Here is a 16872-nt window from a genome sequence, read left to right on the forward strand (position 1 = left end):
GCCAATTGCAAAAGATTGTTAGTCGTTTGGTGTTTGGGGAGTGCCTGTGATTAGTTATTTTGCAGGCGAGGTGGTTTCAAGCAGTGTGCCAGTAGAGGTTTGCTTGATACGGATATTGGCGATCCGCGGCAGGGTGGAAATAAAGTTATTGGTATCTTTCACGGCTACGACGGCGCTGATATGGTCTTTTGATAGCCCATCAGTCATCACTGGCGTTGGGTTGTAGCGCGTGAGTGTTTCGGCGATCTCAGCCACTTCAGCCTGGTTAAACACCAGTGTGCCGCTAGTGAATTTAAAGTAATCCTGGGCGGATACATTGGTGCGTGGTTGCAATCTGGTTTGTTTGAATTCGCCTACCTGGTTATTTTGCAGGATGATTTTTTCTTCACCAGTTTTGGAAGCGACCTCCACTTTGCCGTGGTCTACGCTGACGCGTTCAAGCTGGCTGAGTTTGTTGACGGCAAAACGTGTACCCAACACGGTGACTTTGATGCGGTCAGTTTCGACCACAAATGGCCTGTCGGCGTCACGTTGCACTTCGAATATCGCTTCACCCTTGAGCAAATCGATGTGTCGCTGGTTGCGGTAGTATTTAATCTCGATTTGCGTGTTGGCATTCAAGGTCACACGGCTGCCGTCATCCAGCGTTTCTGTGACAAGTTGCGCGCGCGTGGTTTCTGAAGCCAGTTGCAGGGTAGGCGTTGCTTGCCAGGTTTGATATTGCTGGTAACCGGCCCAGCCGATAAACATCAATGCCACACAGCTGGAAATGCTGCCCACCAGTTTGCGCGTGGTTTTTTTGCGTTCGCTTTGTTTGAAAAACACATCCGCCTGTTTGGCTTGTGCAATGGTCTTCAATTCGTTCATTGAATCCAGGCCTTGCCAGGCATCGCTGATGCTCAGATATTCTTTTTGATGGGCGGGGTGTTGCATGAGCCAGGCTTCAAACTGGCTGCGTTCAGGCGCATCGGGTGCGGCTTCCTGCATGCGGATAAACCAGCGGGCGGCGGTTTCACTGATTTTCTTTTGCGTATGCATAGTTATTTGAGGAATCGTTCGCGGGCGGCACGGATATCGAGCAGGGCGCGAATCAGGTGGCGTTCGACCATATTCAGGCTGATATTGAGCTGGCTGGCGATTTCTTTCTGCGCGTAACCTTCAATGCGGTACATCATGAATACTTGGCGGCAACGCGGCGGTAGTTCCTGGATGATCTGCGTGACCAGTTCCAGGCGCTGTTTGATATCGGCCAGGTGTTCGGTTGAAACGGTGGCCGGTTCTTCCAGGTCAATTTGTTGCTGGTAATCGGTGAAGTAGCTTTCCTTGCGGTATTGCTCAAGTAGCAGGTTTTGCACAATGGTGCGCAGGTAGGCGTGCGGTTCCTGCTCGCGATTCGGGCTGGTGGTTAATGCAAAGCGCAGAAAACCATCATGCAGTATGTCTTTGGCCTGGTGCTGGCAGTGGGTTTTTCGCCGGATGCCGGGAAGCAGTGTGGAGTATGCCCAATGTAGATTAATACCGTGCCAGAACATCTTAACTCTGCGAAGGAATATGTGGTTTTATTTAAAGGCAAGGATTGTACCGTTGCCAAAACATGGTCTGGCTTTTCATAACTGTTTGTTTTCAAATCGAGTTTTAAATAATTCATAAAAGTAGATAGAAGGTAAAGTGGCTGTATGCAGCCATGTTGGTGCAATTTAGCCATTATGGTGTTGAGGGACGGTATCGCAGAAATGTCGCAGAAACGCTTGCCGGTTTGCTAAAATAGCTGCTTTTACTTTGGTCTTGCTTTCATGACACGCAAACTTCTGGTGACTTCCGCCTTGCCTTATGCCAATGGCAGTATCCATTTGGGGCATCTGGTTGAATATATTCAAACCGATATCTGGGTGCGTTTTCAGAAAATGCAGGGCCATACTGTGCATTACGTTTGCGCGGATGACACGCACGGCACACCTATCATGCTGCGTGCGGAAAAAGAAGGCATCACGCCGGAAGCACTGATTGAAAAAGTGCATGTGGAGCACAGCCAGGATTTTGCTGATTTCCTGGTGGAGTTTGATAATTACTATTCGACCAACTCGGAAGAAAACCGCCAGCTCTCTGGCAATATTTACCGCGCGCTGAAAGCCAACGGCAAAATCGCCACTAAAACGATTGAACAGTATTTTGACCCGGTCAAAAGTATGTTCCTGCCGGACCGCTTTATCAAAGGCGAGTGCCCCAAATGTCACTCCAAGGATCAATATGGAGATAACTGTGAAGTCTGCGGCACCACTTACAGCCCGACAGAATTGATCAATCCTTATTCCGCAGTGTCTGGCGCGACGCCGGTACGTAAGGAGACTGAGCACTATTTCTTTAAGTTAAGTGAGTGCGTGGACTTTTTACGTGACTGGACGCGATCCGGGACATTGCAGGCCGAAGCCGCCAACAAAATGAATGAATGGCTGGGCGAAGCGGGTGAGAACAAACTATCTGACTGGGATATTTCGCGTGACGCGCCGTATTTCGGCTTTGAAATCCCGGATGCGCCAGGTAAGTATTTCTACGTGTGGCTGGATGCGCCAATTGGTTACATGGCCAGTTTCAAGAATTTGTGTTCAAAGAGTGAGCAAGCAACTGACGGTAATCAAAAGTCAGGTCTGGACTTTGATGAATACTGGAAAAAGGATTCCACCACCGAGCTGTATCACTTTATCGGCAAGGATATCCTGTATTTCCATGCCTTGTTCTGGCCGGCGACTTTGGAATATTCCGGTTACCGCACGCCGACGCAGGTGTTTGCGCATGGTTTCCTGACCGTGAATGGCGAAAAAATGTCCAAGTCACGCGGCACGTTTATCACTGCGCGCAGTTACCTGGATCATGTCAAGAATCCTGAATACCTGCGTTATTACTATGCCGCCAAATTGAATGGCAGCATGGAAGATATTGACTTGAACCTGGAAGATTTTGTTGCGCGCGTGAATAGTGACCTGGTCGGTAAATACATCAATATCGCCAGCCGTACCGCCGGATTCATTGCCAAAAAATTCGACAACAAAATCATCCCGGCCCAGCATGCCGTCATTGACGATATGCGCGCTGCGGCGCCAGCCATTGCTGAAGCTTTCACGGCGCGTGATTTTGCACGTGCATTGCGCGAGATCATGAAGCTTACCGATGCTGCCAATGCGTATGTGGCTGAGGCCGCGCCGTGGGTAGTCGCCAAAGATGAAAGTAAAGCGACGGAGTTGCATGCGATCTGCAGTAATGCGCTGGAAATGTTCCGCCTGTTGACGATTTACCTGAAGCCGGTACTGCCAGAGATTGCGAAGGCGGTAGAGGCTTTCTTTGATGTGACACCTTTGCAGTGGGCCGATGCGGCTTTTGGCCTGGGTTCGCAAACCATACAGCCTTATACGCATATGGTGACGCGCCTGGAAGGCAAGCAGATTGAAGCCATGGTGGAAGCCAATAAAGAAAGTTTACAGTCAGCCGCAGCCGCGCCAGCCGCTCAAGCTGAGGCTAAACACACAGCGAAAGCTGAAAGCAAACCGGCAGAAGAGGGCGACTATATTTCAATTGATGATTTTGCGAAGGTGGATTTACGCATTGCCAAAATTGTCAGTGCCGAGCATGTTGAAGGTGCCGAGAAGTTGCTGAAATTGATGCTGGATATCGGCGAAGAAAACCCGCGCCAGATCTTCGCAGGCATCAAGTCAGCTTATGATCCTGCCACTTTGGTCGGACGCCTGACCGTGATGGTCGCCAACCTGGCACCGCGCAAAATGAAGTTCGGTTTAAGCGAGGGCATGGTGCTGGCTGCCAGCGATGAGCGCGGCGGGCCCTATATCCTTTCACCTGATAGTGGTGCGCAGCCTGGTATGCGTGTCAAATAATACACACTGAATGATGATGTGCCGGAACGGAATGCGCCGGCATTTGTCATAACAGGGTTCTCTTAATTAGCAATTCCTTGCGCTAAATCAAAGAAAAGACTGCCGTTTTCGGTGTTAATAAACATTTCAAATCCCGGCTAAATCATTGTTTTATATTATATTCAATCATATAATATAAAGTTGTATAATGTTTCACGAATGGTCCATATTGCAATGGCAGCGTCCCAAGCAGTGAGCGGTGCAAATCCCTGGCAAGGGCTGGATATCCAGTCCGAATGGGAACGTTTTAGCCAGCGTGATGCCAGTGCTACGCATGTGTGGACCTCGCACGTATGGGTCGATACTATGCACTGCGCCGCCTGCAGCGGGCGCATTGAGCAGACCATGAAGCAACTTCCCGGCGTACTTGCAGTGCATGCCAGCTCAGCTTCTAAACGTGTCCGCGTCGTATGGGATGCACAGAAAACCTCCCCTTCGCAATGGTTTGCCAATCTGGACGATATTGGCTACTCCGCCTTGCCGGTCAACGAATACTCCGCCATTACCGATAGAACGGTTCAACAGCGCAAGATGCTGTGGCGGCTGGTGGTTGCGGTTTTCTGCATGATGCAAGTCATGATGTACGCTTATCCGACTTATACCGCCGATAGCAATGACATGGCACCGGACATGGTGCAATTGATGAAGTGGGCTTCCTGGCTGCTGACATTGCCGGTGATGCTGTTTTCAGCGACGCCGTTTCTGTCCCAGGCCTGGATCAGCCTCAAGCAGCGCCAGCTAGGTATGGATGTGCCGGTGTCATTGGGTATTATCACTGCTTTCGTCATGAGCACCTTGGCGACTTTTGCGCCCGGCGGCTGGTGGGGCGATGTGGTCTATTACGATTCACTCACCATGTTTGTCAGTTTTTTGCTGATCGGGCGCTGGCTGGATGTGAAACTGCGTAATCGTACCGCCGGTGCGCTGGAAAACATGATGCGTCGCTTGCCTAATGCGGTGCTCAAGAAAAGTGACTCAGGCGAATGGGTGCAGATTGCCGCCAGCAATATCAATGTAGGCGATATTCTGTATGTCCGTCCAGGCGAGGTTTTTGCCGCGGATGGCAAAGTCATTGTCGGTAGTACCAGCGCCGATGAATCCATGCTCACCGGCGAATCAGACCCGGTGATGAAGCCAACCGGTGCGCAAGTGATCGCCGGTTCCGGCAACCTGACTTCCGTGATCGAGGTGCAGGTCGAGCAGGTGGGTGAGGGCACGCAATACCATGCGCTGGTGAACCTGATGGCTTCCGCTTCCATCGAAAAACCCGGTATTGCCTTGCTGGCTGATAAAGTCGCACAACCGTTCCTGTGGGGAGTATTACTGGCCGCTTTGTTCGCGGTGGCTTACTGGTGGTCGATTGACCCGGCCAAAGCCGTGATGTCGGCAGTCGCGGTGTTGGTCGTGACCTGCCCATGTGCATTGTCACTGGCGACGCCGGCGGCCATGCTGGCAAGCGCGGGTACGTTTGCCAAAGGTGGTGTGCTGATCCGCCGTTTACAGGCGATTCAGGCCATGAGCGAAATCGATACCATTGTGTTTGATAAAACCGGCACATTGACTGAGAACCTGCAACAGGTGCAATTGGCTGAAACACATCCGGATTGGGGCAATACCTTGATTCTGGATATGCTGGCATCGATCACCCGCGATTCACTGCATCCGGTGGCAAAGGCTTTGCATACTTATGCAATGGAACAGGATGCTGTGAGCGACCTGGCCCTGCATGACTGGCAGGAAGTGGTTGGCGGCGGGATTTCAGCGACGTTGGATACACAAGCTGAAGCCGCTGTCGCGGTCAAACTGGGTAATGCCGAGTTTAGTGGCTTGCAGGAATCAGAAGCTGGTGCAGAACGCCAGGTGTATTTAATGGCCGGCAACGTGATGGTGGCGCGATTCACATTGGCCGAGCAGGTGAAGCCGCATGCCAAGGCGGCGATTTCACAATTAATTTCACACGGGCTTGATATTCAACTGTTATCTGGTGATAGAATAGCGCCGGTAAAAAATCTGGCATTACAACTCGGTATTCAGAGTGCGTCAGGTCTGCAAAAAGCAGAAGATAAGCTGCAACACGTGATGTTGCTGCAACAACAGGGGCGGAAAGTTTTAATGGTTGGTGATGGTTTGAATGACGGCCCTGTCATTGCAGCAGCGCATACTTCTATTGCAATGGGTACCGGCGTCCCTTTGACGCAGGCACAAGCCGATATGGTGATATTGGGTAATGATATCGGTGTGCTGGTTTCGCTCATTTCTCACTGTAAGAAAACTATCCTCATCGTAAAACAAAATTTGTTATGGGCGGCGCTTTATAACGCTGCCGGAGTGCCTCTGGCGATTATGGGTTTGCTGCCTGCCTGGCTGGCCGGGTTAGGTATGGCAGCCAGTTCGCTATTGGTATTGCTGAATGCATTGCGGCTGACGGACTGGAATAAGTCAGGCTGGCAGAAAGGTCAGGCATAGCTCTATGGAAATAGCATTTATGTTAATACCGCTGGCAGTACTGTTGGTATTTGTGATTCTGGGTGGCTTTTGGTGGGCCATCCATACAGGACAGTTTGAGGATCTGGAAGAAGAAGGTTCACGGATTCTTGAACAGGATTGATATGTGTCAAATCGCCGCCATTTAAAGTGTGCGACATTGGGCATCTATCTAAAAAAGTAGTTTTTTCATGTTGGGTGTTTGTTTTAATGATTGGGAGTAATCCATGCAAGATGCAACCGTGAAGGCTGCGACCTACAATGACAAAGTAGTGCGCCAATTCGCAATCATGGCAGTGGTTTGGGGGGTGTTTGGCACATTGATGGGCGTGATCATCGCGTCGCAATTAGTGTGGCCTGATTTAAACCTGGGCCTGTCATATACTTCTTTTGGCCGCTTGAGACCACTGCATACCAATTCAGTGATCTTTGCATTTGGCGGCTGTGCTTTGTTTGCGACTTCGTACTATGTCGTACAACGTACCTGCCAGACACGCTTGTTCAGCGATAAGTTGGCGAGTTTTACTTTCTGGGGCTGGCAGGCAGTGATTGTGGCTGCCGCGATTTCCCTGCCACTGGGCTACACCCAGGGTAAGGAATACGGTGAACTGGAATGGCCGATCGATATCCTGATCGCTGTGGTGTGGATTTCTTATGCCATCGTGTTCTTCGGCACTATCGGTATCCGTAAAGTCAAACACATCTATGTGGCTAACTGGTTCTACGGTGCGTTTATCTTGGCGGTGGCTTTATTGCATATCGTTGAGAGTGCAGCGATCCCGGCCGGATGGTTCAAGTCTTACTCTGCTTATGCAGGCGTGCAAGATGCGATGGTGCAGTGGTGGTATGGTCACAACGCGGTGGGTTTCTTCCTGACAGCGGGTTTCCTGGGCATGATGTACTACTTTGTGCCTAAACAAGCCGAGCGTCCTGTGTATTCTTACAGCTTGTCTATCGTGCACTTCTGGGCGCTGATCTTCACTTACATGTGGGCGGGTCCTCACCATCTGCATTACACCGCTTTGCCTGACTGGACGCAGTCTTTAGGCATGGTGTTATCCCTGATCCTGTTTGCACCTAGCTGGGGCGGTATGATCAACGGTATCATGACCTTGTCCGGCGCCTGGCACAAACTGCGCACAGACCCTATCTTGCGTTTCCTGATCGTTTCATTGTCTTTCTACGGTATGAGTACCTTTGAAGGCCCGATGATGGCGATCAAAACGGTGAACGCACTCTCTCACTACACTGACTGGACCATTGGTCACGTACACTCTGGTGCGCTGGGCTGGGTAGGTTTCATTTCCATCGGTTCCCTGTACTTCCTGATTCCACGCCTGTTCGGGCAGAAACAGATGTACAGCGTAAAAGCGATTGAAGTGCATTTCTGGATGGCGACGATTGGTGTGGTGTTATACATCGCGGCATTGTGGATTTCCGGTGTGATGGAAGGTTTGATGTGGCGTGCAATGAACGCTGACGGTACTTTGGCTTATACCTTTGTCGAAAGCGTGAAAGCGAAATTCCCGTACTACCTCACACGTGCGATTGGTGGTTTCCTTTACATGAGCGGTTTAGTGATCATGTTGTGGAACACCTATAAAACAGCAACTAGCGGCAAAGCGGCGACGGTAGAAATACCTGCTGTGGTAGCTCACGCTTAAGGAATCCATCATGGCATCTCATGAACAAAATAGTGGCAATCTGCACGAGAAGATCGAAACCAATAACTTTCTGTTGATCGTGCTGACTTTAATCACCATCTCTTTCGGTGGTTTGGCAGAAATCGTGCCTTTGTTTTTCCAGAAGACACTGACTGAGCCTATCCGTGGTTTGCAACCCTACACTGCATTGCAGCTGGCTGGCCGTGATATTTATCAACGTGAGGGTTGCTATAACTGCCACTCACAGATGATCCGTCCATTCCATGCTGAAACGTTGCGTTATGGCCATTACTCTGTAGCGGGTGAGTATGTATACGACCATCCGTTCCAGTGGGGCAGCAAACGTACAGGTCCGGACCTGCATCGTGTGGGTGGTAAATACAGCGATGACTGGCACCGTGTACACTTGAACCAGCCACGTGACGTTGTGCCGGAATCCATCATGCCAGCTTACCCCTGGTTGAATGAGAACCTGGTGGATGATACGACGATTGGTGACCACATGGCTGCCCTGCGTAAAGTAGGTGTGCCATACACCGATGAACAGATCAAAGAGGGTAGTGCTGCCATCAAAGGCAAAACTGAAATGGATGCACTGGTGGCTTACCTGCAAGTCCTGGGTATTCACCTCAAATAAGGAAACGCGCCATGGATATCATTAGCATATTACGCATACTGTTTACATTACTGACCTTCGTCCTGTTTGTGGTGATCGCAGTCTGGGCATGGCGCAACCGCAATTCCAAAAATTTCAAGGACGCGCAGAATCTGCCGTTCGATCAAGACTAAAACCTGTGCAAAAAGGTTAAGGAAAACATCATGAGTGATTTTGTAAGTGGATTTTGGCCGATCTGGATTTCGACCATTACCCTGGGTGGCATTGCATTTTGTGTTGGCTTGCTGATTTTCGCCAGCCGCGTAAAAGTGACTTTGGATAGTGATAATACCAATGGTCACGAGTGGGATGGCATTAAGGAAATGAACAATCCGCTGCCGATGTGGTGGGTAGGTCTGTTTATCATCACCGTTATTTTTGGTTTGGCTTACCTGTTCCTGTTCCCGGGCTTGGGTGAGTACCAAGGTAAATTTGGCTGGACTGCCGTTAAGCAGTACGAAGCTGAAAAAGCTAAAAACAACGAAAAAATTGCACCGCTGTATGCTAAATACGCCGAAATGACAGTGGAAGACGTAGCCAAGATCCCGGAAGCACGTGATATCGGCAAGCGTATTTTCCTGAACAACTGTGCCGCTTGTCATGGTTCTGATGCCAAAGGCAGCCGTGGTTTCCCTAACCTGACAGATGCCGACTGGTTGTACGGTGGCAACCCTGAAAGAATCAAGGAAACCATTACCGGAGGTCGTATCGGCATGATGCCGCCAATGGCAGCCGCAGTCGGTAACGAAGAAGACGTGAAAAACGTGGCCAACTATGTATTAAGCCTCTCTGGCAGTATCCATGACTCCGGTCGTGCCAATGCCGGTAAGGATAAATTCGTGGTATGTGCAGCTTGCCATGGCCCTGAAGGCAAGGGTAACCAGATGATCGGTGCCCCTAACCTGACAGACAATATCTGGTTGCATGGCCAGGGTGAAGCCGCGATTATCAAGCGTATTCACGAAGGTAAAAATAACCAGATGCCTGCCTGGGAAGAGAAATTCAGTCCAGAGCAGATCCACCTGCTAACTGCTTATGTTTGGGGTCTTTCAAACAAGTAAGGCATGCAAAAAGCCATGGGTGACATTGGAAAAAATGCTGTGAAAATAACCACCATACCTGAGCAGGAGGTGGTTTTTTCGCTTTATAAATCTGAAGATAAGGTTTACACACGCAGCGTTTCCGGTTTGTACAACAACTGGCGCTGGGTCATGGTGTGGGTCACGCAGTTGTTTTTCTACGGTGTGCCCTGGTTACAATGGGACGGCCGCCAGGCCATGCTGTTTGATCTGGATGGCATGCGCTTTTATGTGTTTGGCCTGATTTTTCATCCGCAGGATCTGATTTACCTGGCATTCCTGCTGATTGTCTCTGCGCTTTCACTATTCCTGTTCACAGCCATTGCAGGAAGGTTATGGTGTGGCTACACCTGCCCGCAAACGGTGTACACCGAGATTTATATGTGGATGGAGAAGAAGATCGAAGGTGACCGGATAGCGCGTATGCGCCTCGATGACAGCAAATGGAATACCAATAAGCTGATCCGTAAATCCCTGAAACAGTTTGCCTGGATAGCATTTGGTTTATGGACTGGCGTCACCTTTGTTGGCTATTTCACGCCAATGCGCGAGCTGGTGCCGAGTTTGCTGCAATTCCAGGCAGGCGGCTGGGAAACTTTCTGGGTGTGTTTTTATGGCTTTGCCACCTATGGCAACGCTGGCTATATGCGTGAACAAGTCTGTAAATATATGTGCCCGTATGCGCGTTTCCAGAGCGCCATGTTTGATGGCGACACCATGAATGTTACCTACGACGAAGCGCGCGGTGAACCACGCGGCTCACGCTCCAAAAAAGCCGGTGAAAACGCTAATGGATTAGGCAGTTGCATCGATTGCAATATTTGCGTACAGGTATGCCCGACCGGTATCGATATCCGTAATGGTTTGCAGTATGAGTGTATCGGCTGCGGTGCCTGTATTGATGCCTGTGATGATGTCATGGATAAAATGGGCTATGCCAAAGGCCTGATCAAGTACACCACGCAAAACGGTATGGATAATCGCTGGAGCCGTCAGCAGATGCTTGCACGTCTGTTTAGACCACGTGTGCTGATTTACTCGACTATCTTGATGACCATGATCGTTGGCATGGCGGTCAGCATTTATTACAAACCGGATTTCAGGCTGGATGTGCTGCGTGACCGTGGCGTGCTGGCGCGTTATACCAATGATGGCAAGATTGAAAACGTCTATAACCTTAAACTGGAAAATGAAACCGAAGGCACGCGGGATTATGACCTGAAAGTCACCGGTTTACCTGATCTGGCGATCCGTTTTTCAGACAATAACGTGCAGCAGATCAAAGCGCTCAAACCTTTTGAAAAGCGTAATGTCATTGTTGAGATACAGTTGCCGGATGGTGAGACGCGTGCCGGGTCGCATAAGATCTTGTTTGAAATGACGGATATTCAAGCCAAAGAAACAATCAAAGAAAAGTCTGTATTTATCGTCCCTAGCAACTGATCGCAGGGCGAGACTAATCAATGGAACAGCGGCAGGGTGGTACACAGCATAATGCACAAAGGAACACAGATGATTGATTCACAGAAGTGGTATCAGAACCCGTATGTCTGGTTGATTATTGGCGGCCCGGCACTGGTCATAGTGGCCTCATTTATCACGCTGTATCTGGCCATTACCCATCCTGATCCACCGATTGATGATTACTACCGCAAAGGTATCGAAATCAATAAAACGCTGGATGCTGAAAGAGATGGCATGGCACCCGCTGTTGCCGCACGCAACCACGTGCAAACCGGCATGAAACCTGTGGACGATTAAACCAGCTTTACCTTCACTTCTCATCAACGCGCGTGCCTGGAAATCTTGCGCGTAATCCTCCGGCATCATGTTGAAGCCTTGCTTTTGTTCAAGGCCTCACACAGCCTGGATCATACTGCTGATCGCTGCATATGTCATGGGTGGGTGACTGTCGTTCATGCCGAAGGAAGTGCCTTGCGCGGCGGTGACCAGAATGGGAAAATACTGCCAGCTGACAGGTGATTGTATGCCCGGCCAGCGCATCAGGGATTGCTTTGGCCTGCAAGTGAACCAGGTGACCCTAACAGGTGCTAGCGTTGAAGATGGTTTGCAGTTTTTGGTGATCGAGGATACGGATATTCTTCTGTTTGACTTCGATGATGCCTTCCTCGCTGAACTTGGAAAACGTACGGCTGACAGTTTCCAGTTTCATACCCAGATAGCTGCCGATCTCCTCGCGCGTCATGCGCAAAATCAGCTCGCTCTTAGAGTAACCCCTGGCGTGCAGCCGTTGCAGCAGATTTAACAGGAAGGCCGCCAGGCGTTCTTCGGCGCGCATATTGGCGAGTAACATCATCACGCCATTTTCGCGCACGATCTCCCGGCTCATGATTTTGTGCACATGGCGTTGCAGCATGGGAATCTCGCGTGAAAGATCTTCCACATGGCTGAAAGGCATCACGCACACTTCCGCGTCTTCCAGCGCAATCGCATTGCAATTATGTTTATCACTGACGATGCCATCCAGGCCAATGATTTCACCGGCCATCTGGAATCCGGTCACTTGTTCACGACCATCTTCAGACACCACGCAGGTTTTAAAGAAGCCGGTACGGATTGCGTACAGCATGGTGAATGGATCGCCGCTGCTATACAAATGCCCACCTTGCTTGATTTTTTTACGGATGGCTACCATGCCATCCAGCTGCTGCATTTCGTCCGTGCTTAAGCCGATCGGCAGGCAAAGTTCGCGCAGGTTGCAATTCGAACAGGCTATTTTGAAATCGGGTTCGACTTGCTTAGGGTCAGCATGCATAGGCGTCATCCCAGATTGTTTTTGCATATCCGGCAAATTATACGCGTCCTTGAGTGATACATAGCCTGATATTTCATGAGTGGCGATTTCATTAAGCATGATGGCAGCTCTCTTCCCTATATATAGGTATGGATTATGCAAGACCATGACTGCTACCCATTTGATATGTATCAAGTGGGCTGTGATTGCTTTGTGGCAAAGTAGCCTGCATGCAGGGATGGGCATTACACCCACCATATTGAACAGGAAAATGTTGCTAGAGACCATGACACAAACGTTGATGATTACGCAGGAGCACATCAAGCGCTATGATGTTTCGGGGCCGCGGTATACCTCCTATCCGACGGCGGATCGTTTTGTCGAAGCCTTTGATGCAGCCGCGTATTGCAGGGCGGTAGCGCAGCGCAATATCAATAGCTGGACACAACCATTATCGGTGTATATGCATATACCGTTTTGTGCCTCGCTATGTTTTTACTGTGCTTGCAACAAGATCGTCACCAAGCGCTACGAGCAGGGAGCTATTTATCTGAACTACCTGCAGCGCGAACTGGATTTACATCTGCAGCAGTTGGGGCAACAACAGGCAGTTAACCAGTTACATCTGGGTGGCGGTACACCCACATTCCTGAGAGATGAAGAACTTTCCCGCCTGATGCAAGTGCTGAAGAAAGCCTTTACCTTCAGTGCAGAAGGGGAATATTGCGTTGAAATTGACCCACGCACCGTGAACCAGCAACGCCTGCAACACTTGAGGAATCTGGGCTTTAACCGGTTAAGTTTTGGTGTGCAGGATTTTAATGCTGACGTGCAAGAGGCTGTACATCGCATGCAGACTTATAAACAAGTGGCCACGCTCATGCGTGAAGCGCGTGAAATGGGCTTTCAGTCACTGAATGCCGATTTGATCTATGGCTTATCCAAACAGACGCCTGTCTCTTTCAGGCAGACTATTTCGCAGATAATCACGTTGCGGCCTGATCGCATCGCCCTATATGGCTATGCACATTTACCTTCCCGTTTTAAACCGCAGCGACGCATTTTGCAGGAAGATCTACCTAGCGCGGTAGACAAGATCCAGATGTTGTCTGAGGCAGTCCAGCAATTAATGCAAGCGGGGTATATTTACATCGGCATGGATCATTTTGCTTTGCCTGATGACGCATTGGCTATTGCCAAACAGCAGGGCAGGTTGCACCGTAACTTCCAGGGTTATAGCACGATGGCTGACCAGGATATTCTGGCGCTGGGTGTGTCAGCGATAGGCAAAATAGGCGCAACTTACAGCCAGAATGCCAAAACGCTGGAAGAATATTATGACTTTCTGGATCAGGGTCAATTACCGATTGCGCGCGGGCTAGCGCTCAGCCGCGATGACCTGATCCGCCGCGCTGTCATTATGGCGATCATGTGCCATGGCGAATTAAGCTATGAATCAATAGAACTTTCATACATGATTAACTTCAGAGAATACTTTAAGTCTGAATTGCAACAAATTGTTGAAAAAGAAAAACAAGGTCTAGTTATGATGGAAAGTGACCGTATCAAAGTCACCGATATGGGCTGGTTCTTTATCCGTGCGATTGCCATGGTATTTGACCGCTATCTGCAGCACGATGTCAACCGTGCAAGGTTCTCCAAAATCCTTTAAACTGCCGGCATGTTAGCCAGTTTACTCCTGACCGCCTTTGTCATGGGGCTGGCAGGCGGGCCTCACTGCATAGCCATGTGTGGTGCAGCTTGCGGCGCCATGCAAAGTCCTTCCAACGCTAGATCCATCCCGATTCGCATCTTCAAAACCGTTCCCTGGAGCTTCTACCTGGGGCGTATGCTTGGCTATGGCATGCTGGGCGCATTAGCCGCACAAAGCCTGCGTGGCCTGGCCTGGTTATCCAGCCAAAGCCAGGTGTTCCAGCCTTTATGGACCTTTTCCCACACCCTGATCTTTGCCTGGGGCTTTTTGCTTCTGGTGACTGGTAAACAGCCGCAATGGGCAGTGCAGGGCGCACAGCAGGTGTGGGCATGGATTAAACAGCGTACCCGGCACGCCAAATTTAACTATCTGTTCACCGGCATGGTCTGGGCGCTCTTACCATGCGGATTGCTCTACTCTGCGGTTATGCTGGCCTCTCTGCAATCGCAATGGCTGCAAGGGGCATTAGTGATGATGGCATTCGCTATCGGTTCAGCGACTGTATTGGCTAGTGCACCTCTGCTGTGGCGTTCAAGCCAACAAGCGTTACCGTTGTGGATGCGTGAATCTACCGGCATGCGTATCAGTGGTACTTTTCTTATCGTCTTAAGCCTGACTGCATTATGGATGGATCTCATGCATCACGATAAGTTATGGTGCCAAGTACTTTGATTATTAAGTAATAAGTTTTTTATAAAACTTTGTTACTTGTATGACAAACATTGCCTGATTCTCAGAATTAATGTAGTTTACTCCTGTTAATTTAAATTAATTCTTCAGGAGTGAAAGCATGTGCAGCGCTAGATATTACGTCGTATTGTTGTTCAACTTATGGCTATGTCCCCTTTATGCCAAAGCGCCGGATGTCCTGCTGGCGCATATTTATCAGCAAGGGTTGGATGTCCGCCAATACCTGGTCAGTGAAAAGCTGGATGGCATACGTGCCCTTTGGGACGGCGAACAACTGATCAGCCGTCAAGGCAATCCCATCCATGCGCCGGCATGGTTTACCAAAGATTTTCCCAAGCAGACTCTGGACGGTGAATTGTGGATAGGGCGAGGCCAATTTGAATTATTGTCTTCTACCGTCCGTCAATCAGATCCTGAAGATGCGGCCTGGCGTCAGGTCACTTATTATGTATTTGAACTACCCAACGCTGATGGTTCGTTTGCCGAGCGCGCCCGGCATATCGAACAACTCACCCGTAAAATAAACAGCGCCTATCTCAAAGCCATCAAACAATTTTATGTGCGTGATGACCACGCCTTGAAACGTACGCTCGATAGCGTAGTTGCCAGACATGGCGAAGGGTTGATGTTGCATCGTGCCGATGCACCGTATGTGACTGGCCGTAATCACGCTTTACTTAAACTCAAGCCACAACTGGATGCAGAAGCTAAGGTCATCGCACATGTGCCTGGAAAAGGCAAATACGTTGGTAAAATGGGTTCCTTGCTGTTGGAGATGCCTGATGGATTGCAGTTCAAGCTAGGCACAGGGTTTACCGATGCACAACGCGCGAGTCCGCCACCGATAGGCAGTCAGGTCACATATACTTACCGGGATATCACCAAAAAGGGCAAACCAAAATTTGCCAGCTTTTTGCGGGTACGCCCACCAGAATAGTGTTAGGAACAATATGAAATATTTAGCAGCGCTCTTGATGTTAATGACAACAAATGTGTATGCATCGGATTTGAGTGGCGTTTATGACTGCCGCGGAGAGGATGCGCATGAAGGTGAATATACCGGCACGGTGACGATGACGTTACGCAAGGAGCATAGCAAGGGTGCTGATGCCAGCTATGATTTTCAGCTGGAAGTGCCTGATTACGGCATCTACAAAGGCCATGCGGCGGCACATGGCATGCATGCGGCGATGCATTTTGCCTTGCCATCAGAAAATGGCGAATATGGAGGAAAAACGCAGGATTTCGGCACCGGGATTGCCGAGTTCAAGAAAAATGCCAAAGGGCAGTTAATGTTCAGGAAGTTTTATTTTGAACCGGCGTTTAAGGGTGGCAATACTGGGGTGGAGGAGTGTGTCAGAAGGTAATTCTTAGTTTGTCGTTCTGGCGTAGGGTGAAGCAGGGTTTCGCACTGCATGCTGTGTGCCTGAGTAACGGCTGGCTTATGCAGAAGCCAGCGCGCCCAGCAAGGGAGAAGCCAGGCGAGGTTAATTTTTAGCTTGATCACGCATGTCTGAGAGGGCATTGCAAATCCGGTAGGTTGTAACAGTTATTTCTTGATATTCGGCATTTTCTTTCGCTCTTTCAGCGAGTTACTTTTCTTTGCTTGCCCAAAGAATAAGTAACCAAAAGAAAGGGCACCCTAGCATCCGCTTATTTCCTGCGTTGCTCGTCAAAACAAGCGGTCGCGAAACTCGACCTGGCAGCTCACAAAGATCGTGAGCAGCTGCGGGACTCAGACAAACGCTCCCTTATCTCTTGTTTTGCCTGCGCTACTCGGCGCGTCAGATAGGGGCCCATTTAACCCCACCACGTTGAGACAATGGTAGAACGCGATGGGCAGAGCGCGCTGAGTAGCATCTTTAACTCTCAAAACTAAATCCAACAAACCCATTCCTTTGTTTTGTT

The 16872-nt window shown here is 49.8% G+C and carries 17 protein-coding genes; 13 read left to right on the plus strand and 4 right to left on the minus strand.

Features of this window, described 5'->3' with window-relative positions; all coding sequences use genetic code 11:
* Positions 1–54: 54 nt before the first annotated feature.
* Positions 55–1038, minus strand: a complete 984-nt coding sequence (locus VK958_RS08405; RefSeq protein ID WP_325240659.1) for a FecR family protein — start codon at positions 1036–1038, stop codon at positions 55–57.
* A 2-nt stretch (positions 1039–1040) separates the two neighbouring features.
* Complete coding sequence (locus tag VK958_RS08410; protein ID WP_325240660.1) at positions 1041–1532, minus strand: RNA polymerase sigma factor; 492 nt, start codon at positions 1530–1532, stop codon at positions 1041–1043.
* 261 nt (positions 1533–1793) lie between these two features.
* On the opposite strand from VK958_RS08410, the gene metG reads away from it, so the two are divergent.
* The 9 genes from metG to VK958_RS08455 all read left to right on the plus strand — a co-directional run bounded on the left by metG (position 1794) and on the right by VK958_RS08455 (position 11566).
* Positions 1794–3884, plus strand: a complete 2091-nt coding sequence (metG, locus tag VK958_RS08415; RefSeq protein ID WP_325240662.1) for a methionine--tRNA ligase — start codon at positions 1794–1796, stop codon at positions 3882–3884.
* 213 nt (positions 3885–4097) lie between these two features.
* Entirely contained in the window at positions 4098–6389 is a 2292-nt protein-coding gene (locus VK958_RS08420; RefSeq protein WP_325240664.1) for a heavy metal translocating P-type ATPase, read from the plus strand.
* A 4-nt stretch (positions 6390–6393) separates the two neighbouring features.
* Positions 6394–6531 (plus strand): cbb3-type cytochrome oxidase assembly protein CcoS, encoded by a 138-nt coding sequence (gene ccoS / locus VK958_RS08425; protein WP_325240666.1) that lies wholly within the window; start codon positions 6394–6396, stop codon positions 6529–6531.
* Positions 6532–6634: 103 nt separating this feature from the next.
* Positions 6635–8071: a cytochrome-c oxidase, cbb3-type subunit I gene (gene ccoN, locus VK958_RS08430; RefSeq protein ID WP_325240668.1), complete on the plus strand. Its 1437-nt coding sequence runs from the start codon at positions 6635–6637 to the stop codon at positions 8069–8071.
* 10 nt (positions 8072–8081) lie between these two features.
* Entirely contained in the window at positions 8082–8708 is a 627-nt protein-coding gene (gene ccoO, locus VK958_RS08435; RefSeq protein ID WP_325240670.1) for a cytochrome-c oxidase, cbb3-type subunit II, read from the plus strand.
* 11 nt (positions 8709–8719) lie between these two features.
* The gene (locus tag VK958_RS08440) at positions 8720–8860 is read left to right on the plus strand and encodes a cbb3-type cytochrome oxidase subunit 3 (protein WP_055825643.1); all 141 of its coding nucleotides are present in this window, start codon (positions 8720–8722) and stop codon (positions 8858–8860) included.
* A gap of 30 nt (positions 8861–8890) precedes the next feature.
* A complete protein-coding gene (gene ccoP, locus VK958_RS08445) occupies positions 8891–9787 on the plus strand; it encodes a cytochrome-c oxidase, cbb3-type subunit III (RefSeq protein WP_325240673.1) in 897 nt (298 codons plus the stop codon).
* Between the two features lie 15 nt (positions 9788–9802).
* On the plus strand, positions 9803–11248 hold the full coding sequence (gene ccoG / locus VK958_RS08450) for a cytochrome c oxidase accessory protein CcoG (RefSeq protein WP_414683870.1): 1446 nt from the start codon (positions 9803–9805) through the stop codon (positions 11246–11248).
* Positions 11249–11317: 69 nt separating this feature from the next.
* Positions 11318–11566 carry a FixH family protein gene (locus VK958_RS08455; protein WP_325240677.1) on the plus strand — a complete coding sequence of 83 codons (249 nt, stop codon included), beginning with the start codon at positions 11318–11320 and terminating at the stop codon, positions 11564–11566.
* Between the two features lie 96 nt (positions 11567–11662).
* Here the strand turns inward: VK958_RS08455 and VK958_RS08460 are convergent, their stop codons facing one another.
* Together VK958_RS08460 and fnr are read right to left on the minus strand one after the other, a co-directional pair.
* Positions 11663–11809: a hypothetical protein gene (locus VK958_RS08460; RefSeq protein WP_325240679.1), complete on the minus strand. Its 147-nt coding sequence runs from the start codon at positions 11807–11809 to the stop codon at positions 11663–11665.
* A gap of 37 nt (positions 11810–11846) precedes the next feature.
* The gene (gene fnr / locus VK958_RS08465; protein WP_414683871.1) at positions 11847–12581 is read right to left on the minus strand and encodes a fumarate/nitrate reduction transcriptional regulator Fnr; all 735 of its coding nucleotides are present in this window, start codon (positions 12579–12581) and stop codon (positions 11847–11849) included.
* 265 nt (positions 12582–12846) lie between these two features.
* Between fnr and hemN the strand changes: the two genes are divergently transcribed.
* The 4 genes from hemN (at position 12847) to VK958_RS08485 (ending at position 16331) form a co-directional block, all read left to right on the plus strand.
* A complete protein-coding gene (gene hemN, locus VK958_RS08470) occupies positions 12847–14232 on the plus strand; it encodes an oxygen-independent coproporphyrinogen III oxidase (RefSeq protein ID WP_325240689.1) in 1386 nt (461 codons plus the stop codon).
* A gap of 9 nt (positions 14233–14241) precedes the next feature.
* Positions 14242–14946, plus strand: a complete 705-nt coding sequence (locus VK958_RS08475; RefSeq protein ID WP_325240681.1) for a sulfite exporter TauE/SafE family protein — start codon at positions 14242–14244, stop codon at positions 14944–14946.
* Positions 14947–15064: 118 nt separating this feature from the next.
* Entirely contained in the window at positions 15065–15901 is an 837-nt protein-coding gene (locus VK958_RS08480; RefSeq protein ID WP_325240683.1) for a DNA ligase, read from the plus strand.
* 13 nt (positions 15902–15914) lie between these two features.
* Complete coding sequence (locus tag VK958_RS08485; protein ID WP_325240685.1) at positions 15915–16331, plus strand: hypothetical protein; 417 nt, start codon at positions 15915–15917, stop codon at positions 16329–16331.
* The last annotated feature ends 541 nt before the right edge of the window (positions 16332–16872 follow it).

This window comes from Methylophilus sp., assembly GCF_035460085.1.
Lineage (GTDB): Bacteria > Pseudomonadota > Gammaproteobacteria > Burkholderiales > Methylophilaceae > Methylophilus.

What these genes read in the sequence shown, in the direction of transcription:
- VK958_RS08405 (WP_325240659.1), bottom strand. Translation starts at nt 1,038, where the DNA reads ATGCATACGCAAAAGAAAATCAGTGAAACCGCCGCCCGCTGGTTTATC.
- VK958_RS08410 (WP_325240660.1), bottom strand. Translation starts at nt 1,532, where the DNA reads ATGTTCTGGCACGGTATTAATCTACATTGGGCATACTCCACACTGCTT.
- metG (WP_325240662.1), top strand. Translation starts at nt 1,794, where the DNA reads ATGACACGCAAACTTCTGGTGACTTCCGCCTTGCCTTATGCCAATGGC.
- VK958_RS08420 (WP_325240664.1), top strand. Translation starts at nt 4,098, where the DNA reads ATGGCAGCGTCCCAAGCAGTGAGCGGTGCAAATCCCTGGCAAGGGCTG.
- ccoS (WP_325240666.1), top strand. Translation starts at nt 6,394, where the DNA reads ATGGAAATAGCATTTATGTTAATACCGCTGGCAGTACTGTTGGTATTT.
- ccoN (WP_325240668.1), top strand. Translation starts at nt 6,635, where the DNA reads ATGCAAGATGCAACCGTGAAGGCTGCGACCTACAATGACAAAGTAGTG.
- ccoO (WP_325240670.1), top strand. Translation starts at nt 8,082, where the DNA reads ATGGCATCTCATGAACAAAATAGTGGCAATCTGCACGAGAAGATCGAA.
- VK958_RS08440 (WP_055825643.1), top strand. Translation starts at nt 8,720, where the DNA reads ATGGATATCATTAGCATATTACGCATACTGTTTACATTACTGACCTTC.
- ccoP (WP_325240673.1), top strand. Translation starts at nt 8,891, where the DNA reads ATGAGTGATTTTGTAAGTGGATTTTGGCCGATCTGGATTTCGACCATT.
- ccoG (WP_414683870.1), top strand. Translation starts at nt 9,803, where the DNA reads ATGGGTGACATTGGAAAAAATGCTGTGAAAATAACCACCATACCTGAG.
- VK958_RS08455 (WP_325240677.1), top strand. Translation starts at nt 11,318, where the DNA reads ATGATTGATTCACAGAAGTGGTATCAGAACCCGTATGTCTGGTTGATT.
- VK958_RS08460 (WP_325240679.1), bottom strand. Translation starts at nt 11,809, where the DNA reads ATGCGCTGGCCGGGCATACAATCACCTGTCAGCTGGCAGTATTTTCCC.
- fnr (WP_414683871.1), bottom strand. Translation starts at nt 12,581, where the DNA reads ATGCATGCTGACCCTAAGCAAGTCGAACCCGATTTCAAAATAGCCTGT.
- hemN (WP_325240689.1), top strand. Translation starts at nt 12,847, where the DNA reads ATGACACAAACGTTGATGATTACGCAGGAGCACATCAAGCGCTATGAT.
- VK958_RS08475 (WP_325240681.1), top strand. Translation starts at nt 14,242, where the DNA reads ATGTTAGCCAGTTTACTCCTGACCGCCTTTGTCATGGGGCTGGCAGGC.
- VK958_RS08480 (WP_325240683.1), top strand. Translation starts at nt 15,065, where the DNA reads ATGTGCAGCGCTAGATATTACGTCGTATTGTTGTTCAACTTATGGCTA.
- VK958_RS08485 (WP_325240685.1), top strand. Translation starts at nt 15,915, where the DNA reads ATGAAATATTTAGCAGCGCTCTTGATGTTAATGACAACAAATGTGTAT.